The 25,242-nt window shown below is 57.7% G+C and carries 22 protein-coding genes and 1 pseudogene; 20 read left to right on the forward strand and 3 right to left on the reverse strand.

What is annotated here, in order from left to right; all coding sequences use genetic code 11:
- Positions 1-86: 86 nt before the first annotated feature.
- The 5 genes from HD598_RS01280 to HD598_RS01300 all read left to right on the forward strand — a co-directional run bounded on the left by HD598_RS01280 (position 87) and on the right by HD598_RS01300 (position 5,927).
- Complete coding sequence (locus tag HD598_RS01280) at positions 87-443, forward strand: DUF485 domain-containing protein (RefSeq protein ID WP_071893854.1); 357 nt, start codon at positions 87-89, stop codon at positions 441-443.
- Positions 444-2,066, forward strand: a complete 1,623-nt coding sequence (locus tag HD598_RS01285) for a solute symporter family protein (protein ID WP_183663277.1) — start codon at positions 444-446, stop codon at positions 2,064-2,066.
- Positions 2,067-2,397: 331 nt separating this feature from the next.
- Positions 2,398-3,546: a pyruvate dehydrogenase (acetyl-transferring) E1 component subunit alpha gene (gene pdhA / locus HD598_RS01290; protein WP_183666460.1), complete on the forward strand. Its 1,149-nt coding sequence runs from the start codon at positions 2,398-2,400 to the stop codon at positions 3,544-3,546.
- Entirely contained in the window at positions 3,543-4,580 is a 1,038-nt protein-coding gene (locus tag HD598_RS01295) for an alpha-ketoacid dehydrogenase subunit beta (protein ID WP_183663279.1), read from the forward strand. Before pdhA ends, HD598_RS01295 begins: the two co-directional genes overlap by 4 nt.
- A 3-nt stretch (positions 4,581-4,583) precedes the next feature.
- Positions 4,584-5,927: a dihydrolipoamide acetyltransferase family protein gene (locus tag HD598_RS01300; protein ID WP_183663281.1), complete on the forward strand. Its 1,344-nt coding sequence runs from the start codon at positions 4,584-4,586 to the stop codon at positions 5,925-5,927.
- A 98-nt stretch (positions 5,928-6,025) separates the two neighbouring features.
- Here the strand turns inward: HD598_RS01300 and HD598_RS01305 are convergent, their stop codons facing one another.
- Both HD598_RS01305 and HD598_RS01310 read right to left on the reverse strand, forming a co-directional pair.
- Entirely contained in the window at positions 6,026-6,490 is a 465-nt protein-coding gene (locus HD598_RS01305) for a GNAT family N-acetyltransferase (protein ID WP_183663283.1), read from the reverse strand.
- A 79-nt stretch (positions 6,491-6,569) separates the two neighbouring features.
- Complete coding sequence (locus tag HD598_RS01310) at positions 6,570-7,160, reverse strand: TetR/AcrR family transcriptional regulator (protein WP_071893842.1); 591 nt, start codon at positions 7,158-7,160, stop codon at positions 6,570-6,572.
- A 168-nt stretch (positions 7,161-7,328) separates the two neighbouring features.
- On the opposite strand from HD598_RS01310, the gene HD598_RS01315 reads away from it, so the two are divergent.
- From HD598_RS01315 to HD598_RS01335, 5 genes are read left to right on the forward strand one after another with little or no spacing between them, the layout of a single operon-like run.
- Complete coding sequence (locus HD598_RS01315) at positions 7,329-8,936, forward strand: carboxyl transferase domain-containing protein (protein WP_183663284.1); 1,608 nt, start codon at positions 7,329-7,331, stop codon at positions 8,934-8,936.
- Positions 8,937-8,939: 3 nt separating this feature from the next.
- Positions 8,940-10,895 (forward strand): acetyl/propionyl/methylcrotonyl-CoA carboxylase subunit alpha, encoded by a 1,956-nt coding sequence (locus HD598_RS01320; protein ID WP_183663286.1) that lies wholly within the window; start codon positions 8,940-8,942, stop codon positions 10,893-10,895.
- A gap of 20 nt (positions 10,896-10,915) precedes the next feature.
- Positions 10,916-12,079, forward strand: coding sequence for an acyl-CoA dehydrogenase family protein (locus tag HD598_RS01325; protein WP_183663289.1), 1,164 nt, complete (start codon positions 10,916-10,918; stop codon positions 12,077-12,079).
- 3 nt (positions 12,080-12,082) lie between these two features.
- Positions 12,083-12,613 carry a MaoC family dehydratase gene (locus HD598_RS01330; RefSeq protein WP_183663291.1) on the forward strand — a complete coding sequence of 177 codons (531 nt, stop codon included), beginning with the start codon at positions 12,083-12,085 and terminating at the stop codon, positions 12,611-12,613.
- Positions 12,614-12,618: 5 nt separating this feature from the next.
- Positions 12,619-13,464, forward strand: coding sequence for an HpcH/HpaI aldolase/citrate lyase family protein (locus HD598_RS01335; RefSeq protein ID WP_183663294.1), 846 nt, complete (start codon positions 12,619-12,621; stop codon positions 13,462-13,464).
- A 381-nt stretch (positions 13,465-13,845) separates the two neighbouring features.
- On the opposite strand, the pseudogene HD598_RS13385 reads toward HD598_RS01335, so the two are convergent.
- Positions 13,846-14,428 (reverse strand): annotated as a pseudogene (locus HD598_RS13385) (IS3 family transposase); the annotation flags it as partial.
- A 598-nt stretch (positions 14,429-15,026) separates the two neighbouring features.
- On the opposite strand from HD598_RS13385, the gene HD598_RS01340 reads away from it, so the two are divergent.
- The 10 genes from HD598_RS01340 to HD598_RS01385 all read left to right on the forward strand — a co-directional run bounded on the left by HD598_RS01340 (position 15,027) and on the right by HD598_RS01385 (position 25,186).
- Positions 15,027-15,566: a hypothetical protein gene (locus HD598_RS01340; protein WP_157103213.1), complete on the forward strand. Its 540-nt coding sequence runs from the start codon at positions 15,027-15,029 to the stop codon at positions 15,564-15,566.
- Positions 15,557-16,642: a peptidoglycan-binding protein gene (locus tag HD598_RS01345; RefSeq protein WP_183663296.1), complete on the forward strand. Its 1,086-nt coding sequence runs from the start codon at positions 15,557-15,559 to the stop codon at positions 16,640-16,642. Before HD598_RS01340 ends, HD598_RS01345 begins: the two co-directional genes overlap by 10 nt.
- Positions 16,642-17,289 carry an ABC transporter ATP-binding protein gene (locus HD598_RS01350; RefSeq protein ID WP_071893834.1) on the forward strand — a complete coding sequence of 216 codons (648 nt, stop codon included), beginning with the start codon at positions 16,642-16,644 and terminating at the stop codon, positions 17,287-17,289. The genes HD598_RS01345 and HD598_RS01350 overlap by 1 nt, the downstream gene beginning before the upstream one ends.
- Positions 17,286-18,365, forward strand: a complete 1,080-nt coding sequence (locus tag HD598_RS01355) for an FtsX-like permease family protein (protein ID WP_183663298.1) — start codon at positions 17,286-17,288, stop codon at positions 18,363-18,365. Before HD598_RS01350 ends, HD598_RS01355 begins: the two co-directional genes overlap by 4 nt.
- A gap of 1,050 nt (positions 18,366-19,415) precedes the next feature.
- The gene (locus HD598_RS01360; RefSeq protein WP_183663300.1) at positions 19,416-20,246 is read left to right on the forward strand and encodes an efflux RND transporter periplasmic adaptor subunit; all 831 of its coding nucleotides are present in this window, start codon (positions 19,416-19,418) and stop codon (positions 20,244-20,246) included.
- Entirely contained in the window at positions 20,243-20,887 is a 645-nt protein-coding gene (locus HD598_RS01365) for an ABC transporter ATP-binding protein (protein ID WP_260170455.1), read from the forward strand. Before HD598_RS01360 ends, HD598_RS01365 begins: the two co-directional genes overlap by 4 nt.
- On the forward strand, positions 20,884-22,008 hold the full coding sequence (locus HD598_RS01370; RefSeq protein ID WP_183663302.1) for an ABC transporter permease family protein: 1,125 nt from the start codon (positions 20,884-20,886) through the stop codon (positions 22,006-22,008). The genes HD598_RS01365 and HD598_RS01370 overlap by 4 nt, the downstream gene beginning before the upstream one ends.
- A 16-nt stretch (positions 22,009-22,024) precedes the next feature.
- Complete coding sequence (locus HD598_RS01375; protein WP_183663304.1) at positions 22,025-22,612, forward strand: hypothetical protein; 588 nt, start codon at positions 22,025-22,027, stop codon at positions 22,610-22,612.
- Positions 22,613-22,619: 7 nt separating this feature from the next.
- Positions 22,620-23,837, forward strand: coding sequence for a 1-deoxy-D-xylulose-5-phosphate reductoisomerase (gene dxr / locus HD598_RS01380; RefSeq protein ID WP_183663306.1), 1,218 nt, complete (start codon positions 22,620-22,622; stop codon positions 23,835-23,837).
- Complete coding sequence (locus HD598_RS01385) at positions 23,834-25,186, forward strand: M50 family metallopeptidase (RefSeq protein ID WP_183663308.1); 1,353 nt, start codon at positions 23,834-23,836, stop codon at positions 25,184-25,186. The genes dxr and HD598_RS01385 overlap by 4 nt, the downstream gene beginning before the upstream one ends.
- Positions 25,187-25,242: the final 56 nt, after the last annotated feature.

Genomic DNA, 25,242 nt, shown 5'->3' on the forward strand with positions numbered 1-25,242 from the left:
TCAGCGGAAACCTCTTCCTTGGAGTTAGCTGTGACCTACGTCATGCCGCATTGTGGTACTGATCACAGTGGTAATCAGGAGGAAAAATGACCCAGATCCACAATGGCGTGAATGCCACCCCAGGGGTGGACTTCCAAGAAGTCCAAGCAAGCCCTGAATTTCAAGAACTACGCACGACGCACCGTAGCTTCGTGTTCCCTATGACAGTTGTCTTCTTGGTCTGGTACTTGGCGTACGTCTTCGTCGCCGCGTACTTCCCAGAATTTATGGCCATCAAGGTCCTGGGAAATATCAACCTCGGAATTGTTCTTGGTCTGCTTCAGTTCGTTTCAACGTTCATCATTACGGCGATGTATGTGTCCTTTGCAAACAAGAAGCTAGACCCTAAAGCGGAAGTTATCCGCAACGATCTTGAAGCCCGTTTGGCTGAGGAAGGAAAGTAAATGGACGCTTCACGCCTCCTCGCCGCTGGCGCTCCAGCCAGCGTGGGCGAACCCTGGCTCAATATGCTGATCTTCGGTTTGTTCGTGGGTGTCACGTTGTTCGTGGTGCTCCGCGCTAGCCGAAACAACAAGACCGCCGCAGATTACTACGCTGGTGGTCGTTCCTTCTCTGGCGGACAGAACGGTACCGCCATCGCTGGTGACTACCTCTCCGCCGCTTCCTTCTTGGGCATTGTTGGCGCTATTGCCGTCAACGGTTACGACGGCTTCTTGTACTCGATCGGCTTCCTCGTAGCCTGGTTGGTGGCCCTGTTGCTCGTCGCCGAGCTCTTGCGCAACACCGGCAAGTTCACCATGGCCGATGTGCTCTCCTTCCGTTTGAAGCAGCGCCCTATCCGCATTGCTGCGGCTATCACCACCCTTGCGGTCTGCTTGTTCTACCTCTTGGCTCAGATGGCCGGCGCTGGCGGACTCGTGTCGCTCTTGCTCGGCATCAATGACAAGGCCGGCCAGTCGATCGTTATCACCGTTGTTGGCGCACTCATGATCCTCTACGTACTCGTGGGCGGCATGAAGGGCACCACCTGGGTGCAGATCATCAAGGCGTGCTTGCTCATCGCTGGCGCTGCTGTGATGACGGTCTGGGTGTTGGCAATGTACGGCTTCAACTTCTCCGCTTTGCTCTCTGACGCAGTTGTCACGGCCGGCGGCAACGAGGCCATCTTGAACCCAGGTCTTCAATACGGCAAGAACGCCACCACCAAGTTGGACTTCATTTCTCTGGGCCTCGCCCTAGTTTTGGGTACCGCTGGTCTTCCCCACGTGCTCATGCGCTTCTACACGGTTCCGACTGCTAAGGAAGCTCGTCGTTCCGTGGTGTGGGCGATCTGGCTCATTGGCGCTTTCTACCTCTTCACCTTGGTCCTTGGCTACGCCGCTGGCGCACTCATTGGCCCAGACACCATCAAGGCTGCTCCGGGTGGCGTGAACTCCGCGGCTCCGTTGCTGGCCTTCGAGCTCGGCGGACCGATCCTCTTGGGCATCATCTCCGCCGTGGCATTCGCAACCATCCTCGCGGTGGTCGCAGGTTTGACCATTACCGCGGCTGCCTCCTTCGCGCATGACATCTACTCCTCGGTGATCGCCAAGGACAAGGTCAGCCCGGAGACTGAAGTCAAGGTTGCTCGCCGCACCGTTGTGGTGATCGGTATCTTGTCCATCATCGGCGGCATTGGTGCGCAGGGGCAGAACATCGCCTTCCTCGTGGCCTTGGCCTTCGCGGTGGCTGCTTCGGCTAACCTTCCGACGATCCTTTACTCGCTGTTCTGGAAGGGCTTCACCACCAAGGGTGCTGTTGCCTCGATGTACACCGGTTTGATCTCGGCGCTGTTGCTGATCGCACTGTCCCCAGTGGTTTCCGGCGATGCAACCTCCATGATCCAGGGCGCGAACTTCGCGATCTTCCCACTGAAGAACCCTGGCATCGTCTCGATTCCGCTCGCGTTCTTCGTGGGCTGGATTGTCTCGGTCTTGGATAAGACGGGCGAGGATCCTGCGAAGCAGGCCGAAATGGAAGTTCGCTCGCTGACCGGCGTGGGTGCTGAAAAGGCTACGTCTCACTAAGCACTCCATCAGGGTTTTCCTTTCCGGCACGTTGGTCGCGTTGATCGTGTGTGGAACTCCCGCTGACAGTCCGCTGTTCGCATCCCGCAAGGGGTGCGGCAGCGGACTTTCTTTTTGGGAGTACGACGACGCAGGCGTGCGCGAGTGCCCGAGCGCGAGTTTTCGTGGGGCTGGGCGGGGGAACGTTGCCAAGCCGGTATTTTGTGAGTAGGGTCACATCATCGCGGGTACCCCCGCGTACTTGCGACTGTCTTGGGCTTACAAGCACCAGGCGGTTCCGACCTGAAGAAGGGTGCTAACCGTGTCCCTACAAACTGATCGATCAGCACATATGGAATTGAGCGCTGCCGGAGATGACCACTTCGAGCAGATGCTGAAACCGTGCGGCGAACGAGTCCCCAACCCACTCAATGACCGGTGGATCAACGATCTCACCGACGCAGACTTAGCCAGCCTCTACCAGGACATGGTGGTGATTCGCCGGCTAGACACTGAGGCGACGGCGCTTCAGCGGCAAGGCGAACTAGCCCTCTGGCCGCCACTGCTAGGTCAAGAAGCCTCCCAGGTGGGAGCGGCCCGGGCCCTGCAAAATAAAGACTTCATCTTCCCCTCGTATCGCGAAAGCGGCGTCCTAGTGCTTCGGGGCGTCAGCCCCACGGAGTTGATGCGAGTGTGGCGAGGATCCAGTACCACTACGTGGAATCCGTACGACCACAATGTGGCGTCCCCGCAGATCATTATTGGCGCCCAGACCCACCACGCGGTGGGTTATGCTATGGGCCTCGGCATGGACGGCGAAGAAGCCGCGGCCGTGAGCTTCTTCGGCGATGGCGCCACGAGCCAGGGCGACGTGAATGAGGCGATGGTCTTCGCGGCCACCTATCACGCCCCGGCTGTGTTCTTCTGCCAAAACAACCACTGGGCTATCTCCGAGCCAGTGGGCTTGCAGTCCCAAACCCACATCGCTGACCGCGCTCGCGGTTTCGGTATTCCGGCCGTTCGCGTGGATGGAAACGACGTTCTTGCAGTGCTTGCCGTGACGCGTCGCGCCCTGGAACAGGCTCGCCACGGCGGCGGCCCGTTCTTCATTGAAGCCGTCACGTACCGCATGGGACCTCACACCACGGCTGATGATCCCACGCGCTACCGCGATCAGGGCGAACTTGAGCATTGGAAGGGCCGTGATCCGCTCGACCGGATGGCTAAGTACCTCGCTCAGTCCGGCGCTGACATGGAACAGATTGAAAAGGACGCGCAGGCTGCAGCGGATGAGATGGCCGCCGTCGTACGAGCCGAAATCAAGCAAACCGTGGAGCCCACCGCAAGGGACCTCTTCACCCACGTTTACAGCGAGGAGCACCCGCGCATCAACGAACAGCGCGACCACTACGAGGCGTACCTCCAGCAGTTCGGTGACTCGCTCGATGGAAACGGCGCGAATGGAAACGGCGCAGGCGGAAGTGCGGGTGCAGCACGATGAAAACCTCGCAAACCGAGAAGCTCGGAAAAACCACCTTCGGCGGTGCTCTCAACGCGGGACTCCGCGCGGCCCTCGCGAATCATCCCAAGGTTCTGCTCATGGGCGAGGACATCGGCAAACTGGGCGGCGTTTTCCGCATCACCGACGGGCTTCAGGCCGAATTCGGTGAGCAGCGCGTGCTTGACTCACCTCTTGCAGAATCCGGGATCATCGGAACGGCGGTGGGACTCGCGTATCGCGGCTACCGTTCCGTCCCCGAGATTCAATTCGACGGATTCGTGTACCCGGCTTTTGACCAGATTGTTTCCCAGGTCGCCAAGATTCACTACCGCACCAGCGGCGCCGTCACCATGCCGATCACCATTCGCATCCCGTTTGGCGGCGGCATCGGTTCGCCCGAGCACCACTCCGAGTCGCCAGAGGCGTACTTCGTGCACACTCCGGGTCTGCGAGTGGTCAGCCCCTCGAGCCCGGCGGAAGCATATTGGATGATCCAGGATGCCATCGCGTGCGATGACCCCGTAATCTTCTTCGAGCCCAAGCGTCACTATCACGAGAAGCAGGACCTCACCGGAATCGAGGAGGGAAAAGATCGCCTGCCGCTCGGTGCCGCTCGCATTGTCCGCCCCGGCGAGCACGTGACGATCGTGAGCTACGGCGCCCTCGTGAAAACCTCGTTGAGTGCGGCAACTGCCGCCGAGGATGACGGTATCTCGGTGGAAGTGATTGATCTTCGGTCGCTCTCGCCGATCGACTTCGGCACCATTGAGGCCTCCGTCCGCAAGACGGGCCGCTTGGTGATCGCCCATGAAGCCGCCCTCACCGGCGGTCTCGGCGCGGAGATTGCGGCCAGCGTGACGGAGCGCTGTTTCCATTACCTCGAGCACGCGCCCGTCCGAGTCACCGGCTGGGATCTCCCGTACCCGCCGTCGAAGCTCGAAAAGCATCATTTACCGGACATGGATCGCATCCTCGATGGCGTGGACCGTGTGCTGGATCGTCCGAATTCCTACTCTCGATTTGAAGGGAAGTAGACCATGCTCGAAGTATTCAAACTTCCTGACCTTGGCGAGGGTCTGACCGAGTCCGAGCTGCTGAGCTGGAAAGTCGCGATCGGCGACACCGTTCACCTCAATCAGGTCATCGCCGAGGTAGAGACCGCAAAAGCCGTTGTTGAATTGCCGTCCCCGTACGAGGGCGTGGTGGCGGATCTGCTCGCCGAGCCCGGCCAGACGGTTCCCGTCGGCGATCCGATCGTCTCCTTCCAGACCGCTTTGGAGCACGACGACGCAGCTACCGTCCCGAACACCGCTTCCGGAACCGCCGTGGTGGAGGAAGTGGAAGAGCGACGCCAACCCACGCTGGTGGGGTACGGCGCCGAGGTGGCCCAGAAGGGGCGTCCGCAACGTCGTGCTCGCGCTGCTGTCGGTGCTGCAGTCGGTGCCGTGAACAGCGCTCCGCAAGCTGGCGGCGTCGTCGTACTGGAAAAGCCTCGCGACACGGGGACGGAGCGTCCGCGCTCCACGCCACCGGTGCGCAAATTCGCCCGCGATTCCGGGGTCAATCTCGAGCTCGTGACCGGAACCGGTCCCGCTGGACTCATCACGCGGGAGGACGTTGAAGCGTTCCTCAAGTCGGCCGCTTCTCCTGAAAATGCGAATAAAGCTACGCCTATTGTTAGTGACCGTGAGACGCGGACGCCGATCAAGGGCGTGCGCAAGGCAACCGCGGCCGCGATGGTCAGCAGTGCTTTCACCGCGCCACACGTCACCGAGTTCCTGACCGTGGACGTCACGAAAACCATGAAACTGATTCGTGCGCTCAAGGAAAAGGACTTCGCGGGATTTCGTTTGGGTCCGCTCACGGTGCTGGCGAAGATTGTCTCCGCAGCGTTAGTTCGTCACCCCGAACTGAATTCTCGGTGGGATGAAGCCGCGGGGGAGATCGTGGTTCCGAACTACGTCAACCTGGGGCTGGCCGCCGCGACGCCGCGCGGACTCATGGTGCCGAATATCAAGGATGCGCACCTGCTGTCTTTGCGTGAGATGAGTGGAGCGATCGACGATCTCGTGAGCACCGCTCGCGAAGGAAAATCCTCACCCGAGCAGCTCACCCACGGCACGTTTACCATCACCAACGTGGGCGTGTTTGGGGTGGACGCTGGGACGCCGATCATCAACCCAGGGGAGGCCGCAATTCTGGCGATGGGCCAAGTGCGGCAGCAACCGTGGGCGCACAAGGGCAAGATCAAGCTGCGCGACGTCATGGTGCTGAGCCTGTCCTTCGACCACCGGCTGGTGGATGGGGAACAGGGCTCCAAGTTCCTCAGCGAGATCGGTGCCGTGCTGGAGGACCCGGCCAGATTCTTGAGTCTGGCTTAACGAGCCTGAAAGCAACGAAACCTGAAGACAAAGAAAGCGGTGCGCCCAGCTTGAGCAAGAGCTCGAGGTGGGCGCACCGCTTCCTTGGGAACTAGAAACTACTTCAGCTCCATGATGTATTCCTTGACCACGGCGGCGCGGGCGTTCGCGAAATCGTCGTTCTCGCCAATCACCACAAAACCGCGGCGGTCCAAGATCTTCTTCGATCCCACATTGTCCGTCACCACGCGAGCGCGCAACGGGCGCTTTGTGAATTCTGCCAAGAAAGCGTCCACGGCTGAGGTCGTAATGCCCTGCGCCCAGTACTTCTTGTCCGTCCAGAAGCTGATCTCGTAGGCGTCGTCGTACGGGTACGCCACGATGTTTCCGGCCACTTCGCCGTCCACCTCGATGGTGCGGATGAACGTGTCGGGGTCCTTCATCATGAGGGACCAGTGGTAGTTGAAAACGCCGCGGTCCGCAGGGTTCTTTGCGGTAAAGGCGGCCATCTCCATGGCCTCCGGATCCTGCTGGTGCTCAAAAAAGCTATCCAAGTCAGCGGTTTGTACTTCGCGCAGCTTCACTATTTCCTCCAAGTCCCGGTGCAACGGGCAGATCTTTCGTTGCTCTCTAGGGTACTGGTATTCCGAGAGCGACTGCGATCTATTCCGCTAGAAGCGCCGCGAGGGCCAGACGCTTCAAGAGGTGCTTTCGTGCGCTCACCTTGGATCCGGGGCCGGATACGGTGTGCGGAGTCGAGTTCAAAAGGCCAAAAACAGAGCGTGCTCTGAAGCGCGCATCGGAGGCCGATTCTTCCGGGTGGGCGAGTTCCAGCTGGTGTGCCCAGACTGAGATGTAGCGAATCTGAAGATCCCGCACGCGTTCGAGACTTTCGGCATCGAGATTTCCCCACTCGCGGTCCTGAATGCGAATGACCTCGGGGGAGGAGAACGCAAAATCTGCGTGAAAATCCACGAGCTTTCCCAGGATTTCTGCGGGTGTTCCGCCTGCTTCCGCTACGCCCTGTCCGCCGGAGAGCAGCTTCTCGCTGACCTCGATCAGCAGAGTTGCCAGGACGGCCGCCTTGTTGGGAAAGTGCCGATACACCGCGGGACCGCTGATGCCAACGCGAGCGCCGAGATCCTCGAGGGACACCTGTGAGAAGCCCTGCTGACCAAAGAGCTCACCGGCCGCGGTCAGGAGCTCGGCACGGCGTTCTAGCTTCGCAGCTGAACGTTTCGTGGCGATGTTCATAGGTGCTCCTTGTTCATGGGTCCGGTTTATGGGTCCGGTTCAGGGGTGTTCCCGGTGGTGAGTGGCTTTCTCGCACTGGAGAATGTGATCCACTTTACATTTTCAGTTAATGACAACTAACATGATTTCAGTAAATGACGCTTAACTGCAAGGGGATGTAGAAGGCACATGGAACAACTGGTCACGCAGATTGATCCCCATTCTGAAACCTTCCAAGCCAACGACGCCGGCCAGCGTGCACTCAAAGACGAGCTGCGGGCGCGGTTGGATCGGGTGGCTCTTGGTGGCTCCGAATCTTCGCGGGAGCGTCACGTAGCGCGCGGCAAGTTGCTGCCTCGCGATCGCGTGAATTACTTACTGGACGAGGGCTCGCCGTTCCTTGAGGTTGCGCCGTTGGCTGCGGAGGATATGTACGACGGCGACAGCCCGGCCGCCGGAGTGATCGCTGGCATTGGACTGGTGGAGGGCCGCCACGTGATGGTGGTGTGCAATGACGCCACGGTCAAGGGCGGCACCTATTACCCAATGACCGTCAAGAAGCATTTGCGTGCTCAAGAAATTGCGCTCGAGAATCGGCTGCCCTGTATCTACCTTGTGGACTCGGGTGGCGCGTTCTTGCCCAAACAGGATTATGTCTTCCCTGACCGCGAGCACTTCGGCCGCATCTTCTACAACCAGGCCAATTTGTCGGCAGCGAAGATCCCGCAGATCGCAGCAGTCCTGGGTTCTTGCACGGCAGGCGGCGCCTACGTTCCGGCCATGAGCGATGAGACCGTGATTGTCCGTAACCAAGGCACCATCTTCTTGGGCGGCCCACCACTCGTGAAGGCGGCCATCGGCGAAGTGGTGACGGCGGAAGAGTTAGGTGGCGGCGATCTGCATGCGAAAGTCAGCGGCGTCGCGGACCACTTAGCAGACAACGACGAACACGCGCTCGAGATTGTCCGAAACATCGTGGCGTCCCTACCGCAGACGACGAAGCCGGTCATTGATACGCAGGCCGTGGTTGAACCGCTTTTTGAGGCGGAGGAGATTTACGGTGCAGTGCCCGTGGACGTGAACGCGTCCTACGATGTGCGCGAGGTCATTGCTCGTCTGGTAGACGGTTCCGAGTTCCACGAATTCAAGGCCAACTACGGCGAAACGCTCGTAACCGGCTTCGCCCATATCCACGGATTCCCGGTAGGCATCCTCGCCAACAACGGCGTCCTGTTCTCCGAATCCGCCCAAAAGGGCGCGCACTTCATAGAGTTGTGCGATCAGCGCGGCATTCCGCTGCTGTTTCTCCAGAACATCTCCGGATTCATGGTGGGCAAGGACGCGGAAGCCGGCGGCATCGCCAAGGATGGTGCGAAGCTCGTGACCGCCGTGGCCTCCTGCCGCGTCCCCAAGCTCACGGTGATTATTGGTGGCTCGTTCGGCGCAGGCAACTACGCCATGTGCGGCCGCGCGTACAGCCCACGGTTCTTGTGGATGTGGCCCGCCGCCCGCATTTCCGTCATGGGCGGCAATCAGGCAAGTTCCGTCCTGGCCACCGTCAAGCGCGATGGCCTTGAATCGAAGGGCGCCACGTGGAGCGCTGAAGAGGAAGAGGCCTTCCGTGCACCCATTCGCCAACAGTACGAAGACCAGGGCAACCCCTATTACTCCACGGCCCGATTGTGGGATGACGGCATTATCGATCCCGCAGACACGCGCCGCGTGGTGGGCCTGGCACTAGACGTTGTCTCCCGCACCCCTCTACGCGAGACCTCTTTTGGTCTCTTCAGGATGTGACACATGTTTTCCACCGTCCTTGTTGCTAACCGCGGAGAAATCGCGCGCCGTGTCATGCGCACGCTGAAGAAGATGGGCATTCGAACAGTCGCCGTGTATTCGGACGCTGATCAGAACGCCGCGCATGTCCGCGAGGCTGACCTCGCCGTCCGCATCGGTGGTGCTGCCGCCACGGAAAGCTACCTTTCTATCCCTGCCCTCATTCAGGCATGCCTCGAGTCCGGTGCACAAGCCGTGCACCCTGGCTACGGGTTCCTCTCAGAAAACGTGGACTTCGCTCGGGCACTTGAGGAGGCGGGGATCGTCTTTATCGGTCCGTCCATCGAATCGCTCCATGCGATGGGTGACAAAATTCGTTCCAAGCAACACGTCGAGTCCCACGCGGTTCCTACGGTTCCGGGTATCGCTGAGCCGGGATTGGACGACGACGCTCTCTTGCGCGCCGCGGAAAACATCGGTTTCCCGGTGCTCATTAAGCCTTCGGCCGGTGGCGGCGGCAAGGGCATGTTCGCTGTGGAATCGATGGCGGACATGCCCGCCGCTCTGGCCAGCGCGCGGCGCACGGCGGCCTCGGCTTTTGGCGATGACACCTTGTTCATTGAACGATTGGTGCGCAATCCGCGGCACATCGAGGTTCAAGTGCTCGCTGATCAGCGCGGAAACACCGTGCATCTCTTTGAACGTGAATGCTCGCTCCAGCGACGCCACCAGAAGGTCATTGAGGAAGCACCCTCGCCGTTGCTGACAGATTTGCCCCGTGGTGCGGAGATTCGCGAGCGTATGGGTGAAGCTGCCGTGAACGCGGCGAAGTCCGTTAACTACGTGGGCGCCGGAACCGTTGAATTCCTGGTTTCCCATGAGAACCCGGACGAGTTCTTCTTCATGGAAATGAACACGCGCCTTCAAGTGGAGCACCCGGTCACGGAGGAAGTGGTGCGCGTCAATGGCGAACGCCTGGACCTTGTGGAGTGGCAAGTTCGTGTAGCGGCTGGTGAGCAGCTCAGCCTCCGCCAGGAGGAACTGAGCATTGAGGGTCACGCGGTGGAAGCCCGCGTCTACGCAGAAGACCCGGCCAGCGGCTTCTTGCCGTCCGTCGGGGAGGTCTTCGAATTCCGTGCGCCAGCCGGAGCCCACGTTCGAAGTGACAGCGCACTTGATGGACCAGGCAGCATCTCCGCGAACTACGATCCCATGATTTCCAAAGTCATCGCGTGGGGTGAGGACCGCGCGCAAGCGCTAGCGACCCTGGACGCTGCCCTTGCCGAAACGCTCGTCTTCGGTGTCCGCACCAACATCGACTTCTTGCGCGGTCTCATCGCTCGTACGGACGTCCGGGAAGGTGCACTCAACACCAATCTTATCGACGCCGCGGGGCAACCAGAACGGGGAGTTCCCTCTGAGGCTGATCTATCGGAGATCGCCCACGCTGTGTCGTTGATGGCGCCCACCGCGCCTCGCCACAGCGGCGGCTGGACTTCACCGTGGCAGCTGGGCGACGGCTGGTGCCTCACCGGGGCCACCCGCGCGCCGCACGTGGTGCTCGACATCGACGATCAAGTGCGCCGGGTGTCCGTTCCGGGAGAGCAGGAAGTGAGCGGCGTCGTCGTACTCCCTCATCCAACTGACCCCAGCACCGTCTGGGCGCACGGCGCGTCCGGGACCTTCGAAATTCGCCAGCTCACACGCACACAAGCCGTAGCGCGCTCCCGAGCCGCCAAGGCACGCGAAACCAGTGCAGGTAACCCGGAGGCGCGCTCGCCGATGCCGGGTGCCGTGGTGTCCATTGCGGTGCAGGACGGCAACACAGTTACCGCAGGTCAGACGCTCGTGGGAGTAGAAGCCATGAAGATGGAGCACTCCGTGGTGGCGGAAGTTTCCGGCACCGTCAAGATTTTGGTCTCAATGGGGGACCAAGTCAGCAAGAACCAAGTCCTGGCCCGCATTGAAGCGGCCGCGTAACCAGCTGAAAGAGAAGAATCATGCCTCATCTTGAACTTGAAGAGGACTATCAGGACCTCTCTGACATGGTGCGCGACTTTGCGGACCAGGTAGTGGCGCCCGTTAGCGCCAAGCATGACGAAGAGCATTCTTTCCCGTATGAAGTCATCGCGCAGATGGGCGAGATGGGTCTGTTCGGTCTGCCCTTCCCGGAAGAATTCGGTGGACAAGGCGGCGACTACTTCGCCCTAGCCCTCGCGCTTGAACAATTGGGCCGCGTGGACCAATCTGTGGCCATCACCCTCGAAGCCGGAGTCTCATTGGGTGCCATGCCGGTGTACCGGTTCGGCACGCAAGCGCAAAAGGAAGAATGGCTCCCGCAGCTTACGTCAGCGAAGGCGCTCGCGGGCTTCGGACTGACGGAACCAGAAGCGGGCTCTGACGCGGGCGGCACCAAGACTACCGCGGTATTGCGGGACGGAAATTGGGTGATCAATGGCCGCAAGGAGTTCATCACCAACTCCGGTACGGACATCACCAAGCTGGTAACCGCAACTGCTGTCACTGGCGAGACCATCGGCAAAGACGGCAAGCCCAAGAAGGAAATCTCCACCATCTTGGTACCCACTAGTACGCCAGGGTTCACCGCGGAAAAGGCGTACAACAAAGTGGGCTGGAACGCCTCGGACACCCACCCGCTGAGCTTTAGCAACGCCACCGTGCCAGAAGAAAACTTGTTGGGTGAGCGCGGGCGCGGTTATGCGAACTTCTTATCCATTTTGGATGAGGGCCGCATCGCGATTGCCGCGTTGGCCACGGGTGCCGCGCAAGGTTGCGTGGATGAGTCCGTGAAGTATGCCAAGCAGCGTCAAGCGTTTGGCCGGAACATTGGCGAGTACCAGGCCATCCAGTTCAAGATCGCCCGCATGCAGACGCGCGCTCACAGTGCGCGCTTGGCTTATTACGCGGCGGCGTCCAAGATGCTGGCCGGCAAGCCGTTCAAGACCGAAGCCGCTATGGCCAAGCTCATTGCGGGCGAAGCTGCCATGGACAACGCGCGCGACGCCACGCAAGTCTTTGGTGGCTACGGCTTCATGAACGAATTTGTGGTGTCCCGCCATTACCGGGATTCCAAGATTCTTGAGATTGGCGAGGGCACTACCGAAGTGCAGCTCATGCTGATCTCCCGAGAGTTGGGACTCTGAGTCATGACCGATTCCGCCGGCCGCGCACCGCGCCGCATTGAGCAGCGCGGGTTGTATTTTGATGAGTTGGTTGAGGGTGATGTGTTTGTGCATCAGCCGGGCCGCACTCTCACGGAAGCCGACAACGTCTTGTTTACCACGCTCACCATGAACACGCAGGCGCTCCACTTGGACGCCGCCTACGCCGAGCAACAGCCGTTCGGCCAGCGGCTCATCAATTCCATGATGACACTCTCTGTCATGGTGGGGCAGTCCGTGGGGCAGCTGACGCAAGGCACGTTGGTTGCGCAACTGGGTTTGCAGGACATTGCGTTCCCTCATCCGCTGTTTCATGGGGACACCCTCACGACGCACACCGAGGTGGTGTCCTTGCGAGCGTCCTCGTCCCGCCCGGGTCAAGGGATTGCGACGCTTGCACACACCGGCTTCAATCAGCACGGCGACGTGGTGGCCAAGGCGAGCCGCGTGTGTTTGATGTGGACGGAGGCGGCGCATGCCGCGGCGGTTTCGGAGCCAGCTTCTTCGAAAGGTTAGGGGTCATGAGTTCTGAGTTCACGCTGGGGCCGGCAATGTTGTTTGTGCCGGGGGATCGTCCGGAGCGATTCGCGAAAGCGGCGGAGCGTGCGGATGCCGTGATTATTGATCTAGAAGATGCCGTGCTGCCAGGTGCGCGTGACACCGCGCGCGAGCACCTGGTCTCTACGCCGTTGGATCCGGAGCGCACGGTGGTGCGGGTGAATCCCGTGGGCTCGGACGATTTTGAGAAGGATCTTGCCGCGTTGCCTCGCACTCAGTATCGGTGGGTGATGTTGGCGAAGACGGAATCGGCGGCGCAAACGCAATTGTTGGGTGGATTTTCGGTGCTGGCGTTGTGTGAGACGGCGTTGGGTGTGGCGCGGGCGCAAGAGATTGCGCAGGCGGAGAACGTGGCGGCGTTGATGTGGGGTTCGGAGGATTTGGTGGCGTCGTTGGGTGGTTTTTCTTCCCGGTACGACGACGGCCGCTTCCGTGACGTTGTCCGCTTTAGTCGCGCTGCGGTTCATGTGGCGGCTCGAGCGTTCGGTAAGGAGTCCATTGATTCTGTGGTGCTCGATATTGCTGATCATGTGCGACTTTTGGGGGAGAGCCGGGATGCTTTTGCGACGGGGTACGTGGCGAAAGCGTGTATTCATCCGGGGCAGGTGTCGGTGATTCGTGACGGTTTTCGGCCGAGCAGTGAGCAACGGGAGTGGGCGTACCGTCTATTGGATGCTGCGAAGAATGAGCTGGGGGCTTTTCGTTTCGAGGGCGCCATGGTGGACGAAGTGGTGTTGAAGCGGGCCCGACGCTTGGCGGGCCAATCCTTCAGTCTTGGCGTTGAAGAATCCACCTCTTGGCTCTCATAGGTTTTTGCGAACCCGGCGTGATCTGCACAGAAAAAGGGGTTTTGATATACGTCGCATAAGGAACTTGGATTCAAACCCTAATTTAACTTGCCTATTCTCTGAGAAAGACTTGACCGTCTTCATCAGTTAGTACGCAGACTGCCCTGGGTGGAATCCACGTTCGTTCGATGGTGAGGGGTTGCATCAACATTCGACGTCGTGAGGACATGCTCGCAGCGAAGCGAGCCGAAATGCCAGCTTAGGAAACATATCAAAATGTATATGAAAAACAGTCCCGCGCTCGTAAGAGTTATTTGCCAAATTGGGGGGTGCCCCTATGTTGAAAGTCAAGCAACTCTTGGCTTTGGGATGTCATAGAGTGACCCGTCTCGGAACATGGCAAAGAGCACCGTGAGTTGGCGGTGAGCTAGCGCGATGAGTGCTTGATTGTGGCCGCTGGACCTTGTACTCGCCTCTAGTGATGCCATTCTCCCGGAGTTTGTCGGCGATTAACCAGCACCGAAATGCAGGGTCGTCGGCGTGGATGTCCAGGGCGGAGTGTTTCATGTGCGCACCGATCCAGTCGCGTTCCGACACCGGGCTGGCCTTCCAGTGGTAGTAGCCTTACTTGCTGAAACTCAACATCCTGCAGATCACCCCTACGGGAACAGTGTCGGCGGCAAGATTCGAGGCAAGCGGGTAGATCATTTTGGGTTGGTGTCTCTGGCCAAATAGTCAGCCGCCCGACGCAGAATCTTATTCTCCGGCTGCAATAGACGATTGCACTTCTGCCGCTCCCGTATCTCGGCCGAAACCATCGCCGGGCCGGCCCGGATTCTTTATGGTCGGCGATAGTAGTCCAGCGCATCAACGTTGTGACCGAAAGCCCGAAATCCTTCGCGATCTGCGCCAGAGGCGCCTCCCCCCCCATGCGGGCGGCATCAATAACATCCAGGCGGAACTCCGACCCATAAGTCGCGGGCATGGTCTACATACTTCCACGAGCACATGCTCGCTAGATCAGGGAGTCAACAGAACCTGGGACAGTCCCACGGTGCAGCAAACTGGGCCTGACTCTCGGCATCCTATAGCTTTCGAGCCATGAGAGACGCATCAGTCCTCCATTGATCTTCTGAGTGCTGACCGGGTTGGTTTTGCGATGAATAATCAAAACCTTGACCTTTCTTCTGGAGCTATGTGTATGATTCCAATCACAATGTAGTTCCGTCGATAGTAATTGGGGGCCCAGTGAAAAGACGACTCGCTAGATCTTCAATTGCAATTCTGTTCGCATCCTTGGTGGCCGTCTCCGTTCCAGCGGCCTCCCACGCGGCTGTGGTTGAAAATGGGACTGTCAGCTGTTCCGGCAAATATGGATGGGTTAAACACCGCGTGCAAGGACCGACTCGAGCCGTACTTGCGCCGGGGCTTTCGACTTCTAGAACTGTATATACCTATAACCTCAGTTCGAGCGTCTGGTACACCGGAGCGAACGCCGGGGCAGCGGGCGGAGGATATTGGGAGGTCTATTCTTCAACGGCCATCGATAACGCTTATACTTCTGGCTATTGCCAAACGTTTGGATGATTACTATTTTGAAATCGCCGAATTGGTCTTGGATGATTTTTGCCACTTTATTCACTCTTGGCATCGGAGCTTGCGCTCCTGCCCAGTCCACGCCGACACGTGACGCTGAGTTCACCGGATCCGCCGTCGAGTACCAGACTGGTTTTGAGCAATGCTTAGGTGGCAAGGGGTATGAAGTGTCAGCGGGCGACGCTAAAGGTCGCCCCGAGTCGGTGGTTGTACCCGTCGGAGTTAACACGCGGGAAGAGTCAAAAGCGTTTTTTGACGCAATGGAAGCATGCACAAATGAACTTGCACCGCGTCCGGTGGTTGACACCGACGCAGAAGTTTCGGCCTTCTATAGGAAATGGATAGAACGCTGGGATTGCTTAGCAGGTCAGGGATACGACGTGGGTAGTCGTCTCACTGAGGCAAGCTTTCGGGACAAGTTTCGCGATAGAACGCTCAATTCCACTCCACAAGAGCTACTCTCGACCGAACAGCAGGAAAATGCATATCTAGCTTGCCCTATTTCTCAGGATGAGTTTTGGGGTTAACCTTGCGAAAATTGCCCTCACGTTGGGCCACGACAGCGTTTTTTTCTGTATTGCTCTTAGCGGTGGGTCTGTTGGGTGGCTGGTCTCTCCAACAAGTCTTCGGTTCAGCCAGGACAGCGAGCACAGCAGATCAAGCAACGGTCACGGTCCAGCAAGGAAGCGTTGGCTCGACGGTCTTGTTGCCAATGCAAGTGGCGTGGGAGTCGCACGAAGTAGGCGTCAACCAAGCCGTTGGCGTGGTTACCGAAATCTCCAAGAAAGACGGTGACACAGTAGCGGCAAATGATGTGCTGTACCTCGTTGACGAGGTGCCGGTCATTGCGGCTCAGGGCGTGATCCCCATGTTTAGAGACATTATTCCTGACATGCGGGGACGTGACGTGGGCCAGCTTCAACAGTTATTGCAGGAAGCTGGATTTTTGAAGCGAGAAGCACGAAGTGGTTCCGCAGATGAAGCCACCGTCACGGCCATCAAACAGTGGCAAAAAGCCCACAAACAACCGCAAACCGGAACCGTGTCTCGTGCATCTATTATTTTTCTTCCAAAGTTGCCGGTGACTCTGCGTGCTGGGACGGACGAGTTGAAACTTGGATCCAGCCTTGTGGGTGGAGAGCACCCGCTGGCAGCAATATCTAGCCAGCCTACATTCACAATATCGGGAACGTCCGCTCAGTTGGCGCGTCTACCTGAACAAGCGGAAGTCACTTTCCAATTTGGTGGACATGACTTCAAAGGCATTTTGGGTCCCGCGCGCGAAAATCAGGAAGCTGGAAATAGTCAGGCTACTGTCCTTTCACCAGGCGGCGCCAAAAACGTTTGTGAAGACAACTGCAGTGCCTTTCCTCGTACGGGTGCCACCAAGTTGCAGGCCAAAGTCTTAGTTCTTCCGACACAAGATGGGCTGACTGTTCCAACCGCCGCCCTGATGAGCACGCCAGCAGGAAAGACTGTTCTCGAAACCGAAGACGGAGAGGTTTTCGAAGTTTCCGTAGTTCAAGAAGCCAACGGAATTTCGTTGATTACGGGGGCTCGTGAAGGACAGGAAGTCAAAGTTCCATCCCAGATTGCACCGTAGTGGACGCCTTACAACTCGCCGTTAGGGATTTGAACTTCGGCTACACCTCTCAAGACCTCATTATTCGCGACTGGGAGCATGACTTCGAGGGCAAAGAAGTAGTAGCTCTGACAGGCCCTAGCGGCAGAGGCAAATCCACCTTGCTGTACCTTTTGGGCCTGATGCTCAGTCCTTTGAGCGGCCACATTATGCTGGACGGTGAAAACGTCGGCGCACTCAACGACGCCGAACGAGCCGCTCGGCGAGCCCAAAAATACGGATTTGTCTTTCAAGACTCTGCACTAGATCCCACTCGAACAGTCCTAGACAACGTGCTGGAAACAACTCTGTACCGTGGCGTCAGTCGGGAAGAGCAGACGCCGCGCGCGTTAGAACTTCTTGACGCTTTTGGGGTCTCGTTGAGAGCTACCCATAAACCAGGACAAATTTCAGGTGGTCAGGCACAGCGCATTGCTCTGTGTCGCGCGCTCTTGTCCACCCCTCAAGTGTTGCTATGCGACGAACCAACCGGAAATCTGGACGCTGCTTCGGCATCCTCTGTTATCAGCGGCATTCGAGATCACGCTGCCAGCGGTGCCATAGTCATCATTGCGACCCATGACCCTTTTCTCATGGACCATTGCGACCGAAGAGTGGAGCTGACATGAAACTTGGTCCGCTCTTCGGGGAGGCGCTCAGGAGCGCACGTAGCCAGAAGGTGCCCTCGCTACTAGCAATTCTGCTCATCGCAGGCTTGTGCGTGACGGTGCTCTTGACATCGGGGCGTGCCGTGGGTGCGCAACAGTCCGTACTGGGCAGCATTGATAACATTTCGGCTCGACAACTGATTGTCACGGCACCGGAGGACGCCGGGCTGCGTTCCGCCGTCATCGACCGCATTGCGCAGTACAGCTTAGTGACTAAAGTGTTTGCTTTTGGCCCTGCTGTGGACGCAAGGAACACGGTAATTCAAGGAGGAGATGCCGTCCCTTTCCGCGTCCTTTTTCAGCCGTCAGCAACGCACAGCGCAAATGACGCACTTGGTTCGGCCAGGGTGTCAACCCCAGCTCAAGAAACTTTGGGAATGCAGCTTCCTGCAGGCGCGGTTGTTACCGCTTCCGGTGATCTGCTGGGCGTAATTGGCTCTTTCGAACCGTCCGTATTTACAGAGCCTTTTGAACCGCTGTTAGTGTCTGAAAAGCAGGCAAACGCCAATGAGAGGATCGCGACGCTTGTGATCACGGCGCGATCTGTGGCCGACCTTGACCGCGTCGAAGAATATGTAGCAACGGTCTTAGGTGTGCAATCAATGCAGGGCGTCAGCATTCAAAAAGACGCGTCTGTCGCGCAATTGCGGGCTACGGTAGACAATCAGTTGGGCAGCTTCAGTTCGGGGCTGGTCGCGGCAATATTTGGCCTCACGGGGGTGCTGGTTGCCGCGGTCCTCTACGCTTTGGTTTTCTTGCGGCGCAAGGATTTTGGACGACGACGCGCCCTCGGCGCCAGCCGAACCCTCATTTTGGCGCTCATCCTAATTCAAATAGGAATTTTGGCTGCGGGCGGTGCCGTGCTCGGCTCATTGGTTTCGGCACTTTGGCTGTCTTCAACAGGCGACCCTCTTCCGCCGACCCCGTACTTTGCAGGAGTCGCGATACTCGCGGTCATTACCGCGCTCATCGCTGCCGTACTTCCAGCACTGTCGGCGGCCCGACGCGATCCCATCCGTGAGCTCCGCGTGGCCTAATATTCAGTGAGTCGCACGTGGTTTGATGGTTATTTTGCGTTCGAATACTGGGCGTTCCTGTCTGTCGCGGTTACCATCGGATATTGGCTTGAAGACAGAGTGCGTTTGATCACCCGTTGTTGATTCAGTCGGTGTCTACTGAGGAACCTTTGAACGGGGGTGCCGAAATTTCCGATTTCCGGAACACCCAGCGGCGTGCCGTTGAATCGTTGAAACGGCTGAAAAGCGAACTGTTATTGCATTTCTTTGACGATCCCCGCTTTGGATTCTATGATGTGAATCACATCTTGAATGTTTGAAATTGGGGGACCGCTATATGCAAAAGCACTGGTTTGCAGGTGGGGTCGGTCTCGCTTTTGTCCCGTTTGTAGCCAGTGCATCTAGCGCAGCTCCTGAACTTGCTACGAACTCCACGCGTCCCTCAAACTACGCAGGGTACGAGTCTCAATACGGAGATTGGCGGTCTAATTTTATTGAGTGCGTCCGAAAATATGGTGGAGATGCGAAGGTAGCCGCAGACAATGAAGGAATTGTGGGGGCCATAATCAAGGGGCGCCCAACCTCGAAAGACGGGCTCGACCAAGGATGCGTTTCAGAAGTGGGCGCTCCGCCCGAGCTGCCACCTTCGTCACCCGAATTTTGGCAGGGTATGTATGCGGTCCATGTAGAAAGCGGCGGAAATCTTGATGAGGCTCTTCGGAGTTGTCCGCAGCCGAAACCGCGCGAAGCTGAAGAAAAAGGTCAGCAATTGGCAGGCCAAAGCTCATGACGACAAGCGGGGAATCAGTCCGCCGAGGTACCTCCCGACGGTGGAAGGTTGGCATCGCATGGGCGCTGTCACTTGTAGTTGCTCTCGGGGTTGGATGGTGGGGTGCCCTCCAGGCAACAAATCCTCCTACTATTGCAGCACCCGCTCATACGAGAGCGAGTGTCGAAGCGGTCAACGGTTCCGTCAGCGTGAGACAGTCCTACGGAATTGATGCGTCTTGGGCTTCATCAATTGTGGCGACTGGTGGTAACACGGGCACAATAACTACAATCGATATGCCGTTGGACGGTCAGTCAACGGTATCCGGCAGCCGCGTCTTTTCGGTGGATTTGCAACCAATCTTTGTCATTAATGGCAAGATTCCGTCCTTCCGTGATCTCTCGAGCGGGGTAAGCGGAGCGGACGTTCAGCAGCTTCAGGAGTTCCTTGTCAGCAAGAGATACCTCGGTACAACTTTTACAAGAACGCGTTTCGACAATGCCACCAATACTGCTGTTTCCAAGTGGGCTAAGGATGCGGGATTCAGCTATGACGGCACATTACCGCGATGGCGAGTGATCTATGTGCCAGATCTCCCAAAGGTCCTCGTTCCTCTGGAATCCCTTCGTGTGGGAGCGCAAATTTCACAAGGTCAAGAACTACTTCAAGGACCTGTGGCGGATCCCGTCTTCAGTTTCCGGGTGCTTCCCGAAAACGTTTCAAAGATCACTCCCGGGCTTAAGGTGGTTATCGATACTTCCGGCGAGCAGTGGTCCGGACGTGTTTCTCGCTTGGAAAATACCGCCGGCGACGTGTCCGAGACCGTGGCCATACTGGAGCCAGAACAAGGACAAGCCTCCATCTGTGGGGGTGAGTGTTCTAGAGCGGTGAAGCTTGGAGACAAGACAGTTTTGCCGGGAATTATTGAATTGATTCCAGAACAGACTGGCGTTCAAATTCCCACGGCAGCAGTACGATCGGATGCCAACAATAAGACCTTTGTCTTCATTTCCGATGGCGTTCGTCGTGAAATCACGCTTAAAGTTTCGGACCAAGGAAAGAGCATTGTTGAAGGAATTAATGTGGGGGATCGAGTCCTGCTTGGTGACGCGAGCGAAGAGCAGACGCCTTGAAGGTCAGCATTTCTACACTCGAACACCGATATCAGCCTGGTATGGCTCCAACGATTTCCGCGATCTCACGTACCTTTGAACCGGGTACCCTGACGTGTATCACTGGGCCGTCTGGGTCTGGAAAATCTACTCTGCTCTACATCATGGCGTTGATGCTCACTCCCAGTGCCGGAATTATTCAGTGGGGAAACACATCAGTCCAGCAACTCAACGATGCTTCACGTTCGCGATTGCGGGCTATGCACGCGGGATTCGTTTTTCAGGACGCAATGCTGGACTTGTCCAGAACAGCTTTGGACAATGTTGTGGAAGCTGCTCGGATCGCAGGAATCTCACACAACGTAGCCGTTGAAGATGCGTTCCGTCTCTTAGAGCGCTTCGGCGTTGCGCATCGTGCCCAGCACAGGCCCGCTGAGCTATCAGGTGGTCAGGCTCAACGAATTGCGTTATGCAGGGCTCTGGTCAAAGATCCGGATATCATTTTCGCCGACGAACCCACGGGAAATCTAGATTCTGAATCAGCCGAAATTGTTTGGGATACGCTTCATCAAGCTGCCGACGCTGGTGCAACGGTAATCGTCGCCACCCATGACAGGGACCGGGCGGAAAAGCATACGCATCACTTGAGGCTCGGCGAATGAGCGAAAAATCGAGTTCAGGGCACCCCCAAACGAGCTATTTTGTCCGAGACGCGCTTTTGAGACTGCGTCGACCTCTTGTCCCGACGATCGTTTCCATCTTCATTGTTTTCGCGGCTACGCTAGCAATTTTTGCCACCACTGGTTTGGCAATGGCGAGTCAGCAACGAGCGCTGGACAACATCAATTCTCCAGAGGGACGTCTGATCACTATCACTGACTCTCAAGGAAGTGCCGGGATCTCCACGGAATCTCTTCGGCTAATTTCTAGCCTGGAAGACGTGGAATGGGTATTTGGGATGGGGCCGGCAACAGATGTCCATAACCTCAACGTTTCTGATGGCGAAATAGTGCAAGCGCGGCGGGTTTTCGGTGACTTCCCGCCTGTCATTGACTCGCCGGTTGCCATGAACCTGAAGGACGGTCAGGCAGTTGCGCCCGTTGAAGTGCTGAGGAAACTTGGTATGGCGGATGACGTGGGGACGGTCTCCAGTCGCACGCTGACGGGAGACATCGCTGGTCAATTTCATGCCGAATCGCCATTGACGACGCTCAACAAAAACGTCTTGGTAGTCTCGGATGGCAAATCAAGCGGTAGCAATATTATGACTCTTTGGGTCAGCGTCAAAGACGTTCGTAGCTTGGAAATGACATCCAAAGCCGTGATGGAAACACTGGTGTCCACCCAGCCGGAAAAGTTGCGCGTAACCATGACAAGCGAGCTTGCCAGGTTGAGCCAGGACGTTCAAAACGAGATGGCGAGTACCGCAAGACAGACGGTGACCGGCCTTCTGTTAGCTTCAGCTCTGTTGTTGAGCGCAGTCCAGTTTGGGCGCGTGTCGGGTCTTGCAAAAGATATCGGAAGAACACGGGCGCTCGGTGGTTCTCGAAGTGCTGTGGTGGCCCAAATTCTCATCAACGCAGGACTTTCTGGGGTGTTAGGAGCCTTCCTCGGAATCGTCGCCGGATCCATCCTGACGTTGACGCTCGCCGGCGGAATTCCATCTTTCGGATTCAGTGTGGGCGTTGGCATCTTGATGGTGTTGGCCGCGATTTTTGGATCGATTCCGCCTGCAGTTCGTGCGGCATATATGGACCCGGTCAAAATTCTTCGAGTGCCGTAGGTGAAGGGAAGAGTCGATGAACAGATTTCCACTGCAAGGAGTCGCGAAGAAGCTTGCGTTTGTATTCGTGGCCATTGCCACCGCTGGTGTTGCGGTGACTGGTTGCTCTGCACCCCAAGAAAAGGCGGCGAGTACCACTCCCAGCAACTACGACGAATACAATGCGCTCTACGCCGATTGGCGAACAAAATACATTGAGTGCGCCAGAAGATACGGAGCGGATGCAAAAATATCTGCGGACGGCGAAGGCATCGATAAGCCCTATGCAAAGGGGCGGCCTCTTTCCGAAGAAGGCTTGGATGCGGACTGCATCAAAGAAGTGGGCAAAGAGCCGCCACTTCCGCCCGCTGACGAAAGCTATTTCCATGGTCTGTATGCGCTACTTCAAGAAAGCGCAACGTGTCTTAGAAGCAAGGGATTCCGTGTTTCGGAAGCACCCAGCGAGGACGTCTGGGTTGAAACATATAGTGGAACCTCCTGGTATCCGTGGCTAGAAATCATGAACACTGGCGGGGATGCCGATGCCGCACTTCGCGCGTGCCCTCAACCCAAACCCATGGACATTGAACGTAAGGGAAAAGAGTGGGCAGCCACAAAGGGATAATGGGTGAGTGACTTTCCAAGCTCCCGAATCTAGTTCCGGCCAACGCGGCGTCATTTTTCTAGGGTCCACGGGCTCCATTGGTACGCAAGGTCTAGACGTTGTTGCCAAAAATCCTGAGCGATTCACGGTGTCCGCCCTAGCCGGCGGCTCGAACGTGCCGCTTTTGGCGCAACAAGCAGTGAGCACCAAGGCGCCCCTCGTTGGTGCCGCGAGTGCTTCCACGGACGCAATGGCCCAAGCCATCAAGGAAGCGAGCGAGCAGGCTGGGGCAATTAATTATCGTCCCGAAATTCTCGCGGGCCCCGACGCGGCGGAAAGGATTGCGCGGGAGGGAAGCGGCGGCGTCGTACTTAATGGCATTACGGGAAGCATTGGTTTGGCACCTACGCTCGCCGCGCTCAACGCTGGAAAATTATTGGCGCTCGCTAATAAGGAATCGCTGATAGTGGGAGGTGCGCTAGTCAAGCAGGCGGCCGCGCCGGGGCAGCTTGTCCCCGTTGATTCGGAGCATTCGGCGTTGGCGCAAGCGCTCACGTCCGGGACGCACGCTGAAGTGAGCCGGCTGATCGTGACGGCGTCTGGCGGGCCCTTTCGCGGAAAAAAGCGCGCCGACTTGGTGCAGGTTACTCCGTCACAAGCACTCGCACACCCCACGTGGGATATGGGCCGGGTGGTGACTACCAATTCGGCCACGCTTGTGAATAAAGCGCTGGAACTGATTGAGGCGCATCTTTTGTTCGATATTCCGTTGGACCGAATTGAGCCCGTAGTGCATCCGCAATCCGTGGTGCATTCCATGGTGGAATTTGTGGACGGATCCACGATCGCCCAAGCTAGCCCGCCGGATATGCGCTTGCCGATTGCGTTGGGGATGGGCTGGCCGCATCGCGTGCCAGGTGCCACCGCGCCGTGCGATTGGAGTCAAGCTGCCACGTGGACTTTTGAGCCCGTGGATCACGAGGCTTTTCCGGCAATCACGGTGGCGAAGCAGGCAGCGCAAACCAGCGCTACGCACATGGCAGTCTTCAACGCGGCGAACGAGGAAGCCGTGGATGCGTTCCATGACGGGAAAATTGGTTTCCTTGACATCGTGGATACCTTGGCGGAGGTTGTCAGTAATTACGACGACGCCGCTATAGTTGGGCGCGAATTATCAGTTGCCGCGGTGCTAGAGGCTGAGCGGTGGGCACGAAATGCGGCCCACGAACGTTGGGGTACGTTGTGACGGTTTTGTTGTTTATTCTCGGTGTTCTTGTTATCGCCATAGGTGTGGCGGTGTCCATCGCCCTGCACGAAGTGGGGCACCTGGTGCCGGCGAAAATCTTTGGCGTGCGCGTGCCGCAATACATGATCGGTTTTGGTCCCACCATTTGGTCGCGCAAAAAAGGCGAAACCGAGTACGGGTTTAAAGCGATTCCCCTGGGCGGTTACATTGCGATGGTAGGCATGTATCCGCCGGCTCGCGATGGCTCGGTGCGCAAAGCGTCCACGGGGTTGTTTCAGCAACTAGCGGATGATGCACGTAAGGCTGAGGCGGAGCGCGTGCAGCCGGGTGATGAGAACCGGATGTTCTACAAGTTGCCCGTGTGGAAGCGCATCATCATTATGCTCGGCGGGCCGTTCATGAATCTCTTTTTGGGGTTCTTCTTTATTGCCATTGTGGTGACTGGTTTTGGAACCGTGCAAAGCACCACTACCGTTTCTGAAGTTTACAAATGTGTAGTGACGCAAGCCGAACAGCAAAAGCGCCAAGCCGCGGGAGATTCCTCAGAATGTTTGCCGGCTGACCCAGCTGCACCGGCCTACGTTGCAGGCCTGCGGCCTGGCGATGTTATTACCAGCTTCAACGGTGTGAGCGTGGGCGAGCGGGACTGGAACACCTTGACGTCTCTCATCCGCCCCGCGGCCGGTCAGTCCGTTCCTATTACTTATGTTCGTGACGGTGTTTCTCACGAGACCACCATCAAGCCGTTGCTCACCGAACGTCCCGCTGTGGACATCAACGGGCGGGCCATTACCAACGCCGACGGTTCTTACCAAACCGTGAACGTTGGCTTTGTAGGAATGGGGTCTCAAACCAAAATGATGACGCTACCTATTACCGAAGTTCCCGCCTTGGTGGGGCAAAACGTCAGCGCGGTGGCAGGAATTGTGTTGGATCTTCCCGCGCGTTTGGTGGCGGTGGCGAATGCGGCCTTCTCATCTGCCCCTCGCGATCCCAACGGCCCCATGTCCGTGGTGGGCGTAGGACGTATTGCGGGTGAAATTACAGCGATGGAGGAAATCCCGCTCAAGGATCGTTTTGCTACTTTGCTGAGCCTAGTTGGCAGCCTAAACATTGCCCTGTTTGTCTTCAACCTGATTCCGCTGTTGCCTCTCGACGGTGGGCATATCTTGGGCGCTTTGTGGGAAGGCGTTCGCCGTTTCTTCGCAAAGCTCTTCAAGCGCAAGGACCCGGGACCGGTGGACATTGCCAAGCTTTTGCCGCTGACCTATGTGGTGGCTATTGGACTCTTCGCCATGGGCGGACTGCTGATCTACGCGGACATCGTGAAGCCTATTTCGCTCTTCTAGAGTCATCTCTCGCTTCTGAGAAGGCGTCCCAATCTCCTCGTACTTGCCATTCTTGT

This window comes from Neomicrococcus aestuarii (assembly GCF_014201135.1).
Classification (GTDB): domain Bacteria; phylum Actinomycetota; class Actinomycetes; order Actinomycetales; family Micrococcaceae; genus Neomicrococcus; species Neomicrococcus aestuarii.

What these genes read in the sequence shown, in the direction of transcription:
- HD598_RS01280 (WP_071893854.1), top strand. Translation starts at nt 87, where the DNA reads ATGACCCAGATCCACAATGGCGTGAATGCCACCCCAGGGGTGGACTTC.
- HD598_RS01285 (WP_183663277.1), top strand. Translation starts at nt 444, where the DNA reads ATGGACGCTTCACGCCTCCTCGCCGCTGGCGCTCCAGCCAGCGTGGGC.
- pdhA (WP_183666460.1), top strand. Translation starts at nt 2,398, where the DNA reads ATGGAATTGAGCGCTGCCGGAGATGACCACTTCGAGCAGATGCTGAAA.
- HD598_RS01295 (WP_183663279.1), top strand. Translation starts at nt 3,543, where the DNA reads ATGAAAACCTCGCAAACCGAGAAGCTCGGAAAAACCACCTTCGGCGGT.
- HD598_RS01300 (WP_183663281.1), top strand. Translation starts at nt 4,584, where the DNA reads ATGCTCGAAGTATTCAAACTTCCTGACCTTGGCGAGGGTCTGACCGAG.
- HD598_RS01310 (WP_071893842.1), bottom strand. Translation starts at nt 7,160, where the DNA reads ATGAACATCGCCACGAAACGTTCAGCTGCGAAGCTAGAACGCCGTGCC.
- HD598_RS01315 (WP_183663284.1), top strand. Translation starts at nt 7,329, where the DNA reads ATGGAACAACTGGTCACGCAGATTGATCCCCATTCTGAAACCTTCCAA.
- HD598_RS01320 (WP_183663286.1), top strand. Translation starts at nt 8,940, where the DNA reads ATGTTTTCCACCGTCCTTGTTGCTAACCGCGGAGAAATCGCGCGCCGT.
- HD598_RS01325 (WP_183663289.1), top strand. Translation starts at nt 10,916, where the DNA reads ATGCCTCATCTTGAACTTGAAGAGGACTATCAGGACCTCTCTGACATG.
- HD598_RS01330 (WP_183663291.1), top strand. Translation starts at nt 12,083, where the DNA reads ATGACCGATTCCGCCGGCCGCGCACCGCGCCGCATTGAGCAGCGCGGG.
- HD598_RS01335 (WP_183663294.1), top strand. Translation starts at nt 12,619, where the DNA reads ATGAGTTCTGAGTTCACGCTGGGGCCGGCAATGTTGTTTGTGCCGGGG.
- HD598_RS01340 (WP_157103213.1), top strand. Translation starts at nt 15,027, where the DNA reads ATGATTACTATTTTGAAATCGCCGAATTGGTCTTGGATGATTTTTGCC.
- HD598_RS01355 (WP_183663298.1), top strand. Translation starts at nt 17,286, where the DNA reads ATGAAACTTGGTCCGCTCTTCGGGGAGGCGCTCAGGAGCGCACGTAGC.
- HD598_RS01370 (WP_183663302.1), top strand. Translation starts at nt 20,884, where the DNA reads ATGAGCGAAAAATCGAGTTCAGGGCACCCCCAAACGAGCTATTTTGTC.
- HD598_RS01375 (WP_183663304.1), top strand. Translation starts at nt 22,025, where the DNA reads ATGAACAGATTTCCACTGCAAGGAGTCGCGAAGAAGCTTGCGTTTGTA.